Source organism: Micromonospora sp. URMC 106 (genome assembly GCF_051386395.1).
GTDB lineage: Bacteria > Actinomycetota > Actinomycetes > Mycobacteriales > Micromonosporaceae > Micromonospora.
Map to the genome: position 1 here is coordinate 1 of NZ_JBPQTP010000188.1, position 6,394 is coordinate 6,394.

Annotated in this window: 6 protein-coding genes; 2 read left to right on the forward strand and 4 right to left on the reverse strand. The window is 74.2% G+C overall.

Translation table 11 applies throughout. The features are described 5' to 3' along the window. The 4 genes from dapF to ACSNOB_RS31150 form a co-directional block, all read right to left on the reverse strand. A partial coding sequence (gene dapF / locus ACSNOB_RS31135; protein ID WP_436690925.1) for a diaminopimelate epimerase occupies positions 1-820 on the reverse strand: 820 nt, incomplete at its 3' end. A 7-nt stretch (positions 821-827) separates the two neighbouring features. Next, entirely contained in the window at positions 828-1,868 is a 1,041-nt protein-coding gene (miaA, locus tag ACSNOB_RS31140; protein ID WP_436690935.1) for a tRNA (adenosine(37)-N6)-dimethylallyltransferase MiaA, read from the reverse strand. Further along, the gene (locus ACSNOB_RS31145; RefSeq protein ID WP_436690927.1) at positions 1,751-2,470 is read right to left on the reverse strand and encodes a class III extradiol dioxygenase subunit B-like domain-containing protein; all 720 of its coding nucleotides are present in this window, start codon (positions 2,468-2,470) and stop codon (positions 1,751-1,753) included. The genes miaA and ACSNOB_RS31145 overlap by 118 nt, the downstream gene beginning before the upstream one ends. 49 nt (positions 2,471-2,519) lie before the next feature. Beyond that, positions 2,520-2,969 carry a hypothetical protein gene (locus tag ACSNOB_RS31150; RefSeq protein WP_436690929.1) on the reverse strand — a complete coding sequence of 150 codons (450 nt, stop codon included), beginning with the start codon at positions 2,967-2,969 and terminating at the stop codon, positions 2,520-2,522. A gap of 247 nt (positions 2,970-3,216) precedes the next feature. Between ACSNOB_RS31150 and ACSNOB_RS31155 the strand changes: the two genes are divergently transcribed. Both ACSNOB_RS31155 and ACSNOB_RS31160 read left to right on the forward strand, forming a co-directional pair. Beyond that, the gene (locus tag ACSNOB_RS31155; RefSeq protein ID WP_436690931.1) at positions 3,217-4,425 is read left to right on the forward strand and encodes a DUF349 domain-containing protein; all 1,209 of its coding nucleotides are present in this window, start codon (positions 3,217-3,219) and stop codon (positions 4,423-4,425) included. Positions 4,426-4,757: 332 nt separating this feature from the next. Next, positions 4,758-6,359, forward strand: a complete 1,602-nt coding sequence (locus ACSNOB_RS31160) for a cellulase family glycosylhydrolase (RefSeq protein WP_436690933.1) — start codon at positions 4,758-4,760, stop codon at positions 6,357-6,359. Positions 6,360-6,394: the final 35 nt, after the last annotated feature.

Genomic DNA, 6,394 nt, shown 5'->3' on the forward strand with positions numbered 1-6,394 from the left:
GGTCGCCGGTGGCGACCAGGACGGCGGGGCCGGCCAGCCAGCAGGAGTCCTCGGTGACCGTGACCGAGAGGCGGCCGCCGGGGACGTCCACCGCCATCACCCCGGTGTCCCGGCCGGCGTCGCGCAGGGCCACGGCGGCCACGGCGCAGGCGCCCGTGCCGCAGGAGAGCGTCTCGGCCGAACCGCGCTCGTAGACCCGCATCAGCACGTGCCCGTCGGCGCCGTCGACCGGCTCACCGGGCGCGGTGAACTCGACGTTGACGCCGGCCGGGAAGACCGCCGGGTCGACGTCGGGAGCCCCGGTGAGGTCCAGCGCGGTCAGCTCCAGCCCGCCCGGCAGCGCGCAGACCAGGTGTGGGTTGCCCACGTCCACCGCCGTGCCGGGCAGGGTCAGCCCGCCGAGGCTGGCGGTCGCCGTGTCGTACAGCCGGGGGCGGCGCATCTCCACGGCGATGGCGTCGGCCGTGACCAGCGCGCGCACGACGCCGGCCCGGGTGGCCACGGGCAGCGCCTCCCCGGCCGGCTCGGCCAACCCGGTGGCGAGGAGGTAGCGGACGAAGACCCGGGCGCCGTTGCCGCACATCTCGGCGAACGACCCGTCGGCGTTCCAGTAGTCCATGAACCACTCGGCCTCGCCGGCCAGCGCCACGCCGTCGGGGTGCTTCGCCGCCCGGACCACCCGCAGCACGCCGTCGGCGCCGATGCCGCGTCGCCGGTCGCAGAGCGCCGCGACCAGCCCGCGCGTCAGTGCGAGCCGGCCGTCCGGATCGGGCAGGATGACGAAGTCGTTGCCGGTGCCGTGGCCCTTGGTGAACTGCACGCCCCCATCATCGCGCAGCGGCGGGCACCAGGCGCAGGGCGGTCGGGATCAGCTCCGGCGAGGCCGAGTCGAGCCAGTGGATCCGCGGGTCCCGGCGGAACCAGGAGCGCTGCCGCCGGACGAAGCGCCGGGTGGCCCGGACCGTCTCGTCGTGCGCCTCGGCCTCGGTCGACTCCCCGGCGAGGAAGCGCAGCACCTGCTGGTAGCCGAGCGCCCGGCTGGCCGTGCGCCCGTCGGCCAGGCCGCGCCCGACCAGCTCCCGCGTCTCGGCGACCAGGCCGTCGGCCCACATCCGGTCCACCCGCTGGGCGATCCGCTCGTCCAGCAGCGCCGTGTCCAGGTCCACGCCGAGCTGCACGGACGGGTAGTACGGCGTCGGGTCGGGCAGCGAGGCGGCGAACGGCGCCCCGGTCAGCTCGACGACCTCCAGCGCCCGGACGATCCGCCGCCCGTTGGTGGGCAGGATGCTCGCCGCGGCGGCCGGGTCGGCCTCGCGCAGCCGGGCGTACAGCGGGGCGGGGCCGGCCTCGGCCAGCTCCCGTTCCAGCCGCTCGCGCGCCGCCGGGTCGGTGCCGGGGAACTCGAAGCGCTCCAGCACCGCCCGCACGTAGAGGCCGGAGCCGCCGACCAGCAGCGGCACCCGACCCCGGGCCAGGATGTCGTCGATCGCCGCGCGGGCCAGCCGCTGGTATTCGGCGACGCTCGCCGGCTCGGTGACGTCCCAGATGTCCAGCAGGTGGTGCGGCACCCCCTCGCGCTCGGCCGGGGTGAGCTTCGCGGTGCCGATGTCCATTCCCCGGTAGAGCTGCATCGAGTCGGCGTTGACCACCTCGCCGTCGAGGGCGTGCGCGAGGGCGATGCTCAGCGCCGACTTCCCGGCCGCGGTGGGCCCCACCACCGCGACGACCGTCCCGGCCGGCGTGCGGGCGGTCACGCCGGCGCCCAGGAGGAGACGAAGTAGGCGACGCCGTAGGGCGCCGAGTAGTGGCGCAGCTCGCCGCGCCAGTCGCCGCCCGCCGCGCGGACCGCGCCGGCCAGCACCTGCCAGGGCGCGCGGCCCGCGGCCTTCAGCTCCGCCGACAGGACCGGGTCCAGGTCGAGCAGGGCCTCGACGTCCGCGCCGGCCAGGGCGCGGGCGACCCCGTCGTCGTACGCCTCGGCGCGCGGGTCGTCGTAGCCGGGCGACTTCGGGCCGCGACAGGCCGACCCGTCCCCCGTCACCAGCAGCGCGGTACGCGGCTCCGCCGGCGCGCCGAGCGCCGCCCCCAGCTCGACGCACTGCGCCGGGGAGGCGTCGGCCGCGACAGAGCGGGCCAGCCGGGGCAGCTCGGTGCGGGAGCGCCCGACCAGCCACGCGCCGACGGTCAGGCTCAGCGGCAGCCGCTCGCTCCCGGCGCAGTTCACCTTCCACAACCGCACGTGCCGGTCGAGGCCGTATGGCCGCAGTGAGCCGTGGTCGGCCGCGTCGAAGCTGGCGGTCTCCGAACCGCCGCCGACCAGGACGATCACCTCGGGCCCGGCGGCGATCAGCCCGGCGACGGCGGCGTCGCAGGCGGCGCGGAGCTCGTCCAGCTCGGGTGCGGCGGCACCGGCCAGCTCGGGGACGATCAGCGGCGGGTGGGGACAGACGGCGGCGGCGACCAGGGGCACCAGGCAACGGTATCGGCACGACCACGCCCGGCGCCCCCGCACCCACCGCTCAGCCCGCCTGGCCGCCCCAGCCGCCCTGGACCATGGTCTGGAACCGCCACTGGCCCCCGGCCTTCACCAGCAGGTCGGCGTAGCGCACCTGCTGCCGCTCGCCGTCGATCGTGAACTCCGCCTCGGTGAAGACGACGACCAGGCTGGGGGTGAGGAAGTACGGGGTGCGGCGGGACTCCATGGTCAGGTCGCCACCGCCGCCGAGGACGCCGCCCATCTTCTCCAGGTAAGCCGGGCGGTCGAGCTGCTCGGCGGAGCCCTCCCCGGTGGCGTCGTCGGTGACCGTGTTGAGCGGGAACATCGCCAGGTCGGCGGTGCCCGCCACGTCGCCCGCCTCGGCCAACGCGTCGTAGCGGCGGAACCACTCGTCCAGCTCGTCGAGGGCGGCCGGGTCCGGCACGAAGCTCTGGTCGGCCGGGGGCGTGATCCGGCTGCGGGACTGCGTCATCTGCTCCTCCTCAGGGGCCGGCGACTCCGGTCGCCGACTCGTACGCTGTACGGTACACCGTACGACGAATTCCGACAACTTCCCCAGGGTGCCTGTCGCGGGCGGTAGGACACCGTATGGTCACGGTCGGCGATAGGCGCTCGACGGGAACGGGGTCGCACCTGTGACAATGCCGGGGGAAACTTTGCTGCGCCGTGGCGGCGATCGTGGGAGTGCTCCCCGACGCCGGGAGAACGAGGATGGGCACATGAGCGACTGGACTGCCTTCGGACGGGTGGACGCGGACGGCACCGTGTACGTCAAGACCGCCGAGGGCGAGCGGGTGGTCGGATCCTGGCAGGCGGGAGCGCCCGAGGAGGGGCTGGCCCACTTCGCCCGCCGCTTCGACGACCTGGTGACCGAGGTCAACCTGACGGAGGCGCGGCTCAACTCGGGTGCGGCGGACGCCGGCCACTCGCTGACCACGATCCGCCGGATCCGCGCCTCGCTCGCCGAGGCGCACGTCGTCGGCGACATCGACGCGCTGGCGGCGCGGCTGGACCGGCTCGCCGCCGTCGCCGAGGAGAAGGCCGGCGAGGCCAAGGCCGCCAAGGAAGCCGCCCGGGGCGAGGCGCTGGCCCGCAAGCAGGCGCTGGTGGAGGAGGCGGAGAAGCTCGCCGCCGAGTCGACCGGCTGGAAGACCGCCGGGGACCGGCTCAAGGAGATCCTCGACGAGTGGAAGACCATCCGCGGGGTCGACAAGAAGACCGACGGTGAGCTGTGGAAGCGCTTCGCCGCGGCCCGCGACGGCTTCACCCGCCGCCGGGGCGCCCACTTCGCCTCCCTGGACGCGCAGCGCAAGCAGGCGCAGTCCGTCAAGGAGGAGTTGGTCGCCGAGGCGGAGAAGCTGAAGGACTCCAGCGACTGGGCGGCGACGGCCAACCAGCTCAAGGAGCTGATGAACCAGTGGAAGGCGGCCCCGCGCGCCTCCAAGGAGGCGGAGCAGAAGCTCTGGGAGAGGTTCCGGGCCGCGCAGGACGAGTTCTTCACCCGGCGCAGCGAGGTCTTCTCGGCGCGGGACAACGAGCAGCGGGCCAACCTGGAGCGCAAGCAGGCGCTGCTCGCCGAGGCCGAGGCGCTGGACGTCGAGGGCGACCCGAAGGGCGCGCAGGCCAAGCTGCGGGAGATCCAGGCGCAGTGGCACGAGGCCGGCCGGGTGCCCCGCGAGGCGGCCGCCGGGCTGGAGCGCCGGCTGCGCGCGGTCGACGAGAAGGTCCGCGAGGTGATGGACTCGGCCTGGCGGCGGACCACCAAGGAGGACAACCCGCTGCTGGCCCAGATGCGGGCGCAGGTCGCCGAGGCCGAGGAGCGGCTGGCCCGCGCCCAGGCCGCCGGCGACGCCAAGCGGGTCCGCGAGGCCGAGCAGGCGCTGGCCTCGAAGCGGCAGTTCCTCCAGCTCGCCGAGCAGGCCGGCTGAGCTGAGCCACCCGGAAGCCCCCGGTCCGCGCGGACCGGGGGCTTCCGCGCGTCCGGGCATCGACGCCCCGTGGCCAGCCGGGCCGCCCGGTCGGTTGACGCATCGAGGTGGGCTGATCAGAATGGGCGGCAGAGCCAGGTCCACACCGGCGCGAGGGCACCGACGGCGAACATCGCCGTCGACGGTCGCCGGTGCTCCCGCGAGCGGCCGCCGCCACGTGGCACGTTCCGTCGCGCACTTCCCGCGTACGCCCGGTGAAGCGTGACGGTGGTCCCGTCCCTGGTCTCCGCCCGCGCCGCGCCGCGGCGGCGGGCGTTCGAAGTGGAGCTCGCATGCACCGACGCAGCGCCCTCGGCGGCGCGATCACCGCGCTCGCCACCGCCGCGGCCGGCGTCCTCGTCGCCGCCGCCGTCAGCACCACCCCGGCCGCCGCCGCCCCCGGCGGCACCGGCACCGGCTACCTGCACACCAACGGCAACAAGATCGTCGACAGCACCGGCGCGACGGTACGGATCACCGGCATCAACTGGTTCGGCATGGAGACCGACAACAGGACCTTCCACGGGCTGTGGTCCACCAACCCGTGGCGGGGCCAGATCGACAAGATGGTCAGCCTCGGCTACAACACGCTGCGCATCCCGTACTCGAACGACGCGCTGAAGCCGGGCGCCACGGCCAGCGGCGTCAACGACTTCGTCAACCCGGACCTGGTCGGGCTCTCCCCGTTGCAGATCCTCGACAAGGTCATCGAGTACGCCGGTGGCAAGGGGATGCGGGTCATCCTGGACCGGCACCGCCCGACCTCGGCCGGCCAGTCGGCCCTCTGGTACACCTCGACGGTCTCCGAGGCGACCTGGATCAACGACTGGAAGATGCTCGCCCAGCGGTACGCGGGCAACCCCACCGTGATCGGCGCGGACCTGCACAACGAGCCGCACGCCGAGGGCACCAACCCGGCGGCGACCGGCGCGTGCTGGGGCTGCGGAGACCCGGCGCGGGACTGGCGGCTGGCCGCGGAGCGGGCCGGCAACGCGATCCTGTCGGTGCAGCCGAACTGGCTGATCTTCGTGGAGGGGGTGAGCTGCCCCAGCGGCGGCCTCTCCAACGTGTGGGACAACGACCCGAGCAACGACGAGGACTGCGGCTGGTGGGGCGGCAACCTGACGAAGGCCAAGGACTTCCCGGTCCGGCTGGACGTGCCGAACCGGCTGGTCTACTCGCCGCACGAGTACGCCACCTCGGTCTACGAGCAGGCCTGGTTCAAGAGCCCGGACTTCCCGAACAACCTGCCGGGCATCTGGGACAAGTACTGGGGTTACCTGCACAAGCAGAACATCGCCCCGATCATGCTGGGCGAGTTCGGCAGCACCCTGGCCGACCCGCGGGACAAGGTGTGGCTGGAGCGGCTGATGGCGTACACCGGCACGGGGGTCGACGGGATGTCCTTCACCTACTGGTCGTGGAACCCGAACTCCGGTGACACCGGCGGTATCGCGCTCGACGACTGGACCAGCATCAACACCGCCAAGCAGGCCATCCTCCAGCCGTACCTGGTCCCGCCGGTCGGCGGCGGGGGCGGCCCCACCGGCACGCCGACCGCGACCCCGACCTCGACGCCGTCGCCCACCGGCGGCTGCGCGGCGGCGTACAGGCAGGTCAACGCCTGGCAGGGCGGTTTCCAGGGCGAACTGACGGTGACCAACACGGGCACCGCGACGGTAAACCCGTGGCAGGCCACCTGGGCCTGGCCGGCCGGCGTGACCCTGGCCAGCGGCTGGAACGCCACGGTGACCCAGTCCGGTGGCACGGTGACGGCGGCGGCCCCGACCTGGGCGGCCTCGCTGTCGCCGGGGGCGTCGGTGACCGTCGGCTTCACCGCCAACGGCCCGGCCGCCGCGCCGGGCACGGTCAAGCTCAACGGCGTCGCCTGCTGAGCACACCGGCCGGGGGCTCCGCTGTCTCTTATACA

Coding starts and splice junctions, on each gene's coding strand:
- ACSNOB_RS31155 (WP_436690931.1), top strand. CDS start 3,217: ATGAGCGACTGGACTGCCTTCGGACGGGTGGACGCGGACGGCACCGTG.
- ACSNOB_RS31160 (WP_436690933.1), top strand. CDS start 4,758: ATGCACCGACGCAGCGCCCTCGGCGGCGCGATCACCGCGCTCGCCACC.
- ACSNOB_RS31150 (WP_436690929.1), bottom strand. CDS start 2,969: ATGACGCAGTCCCGCAGCCGGATCACGCCCCCGGCCGACCAGAGCTTC.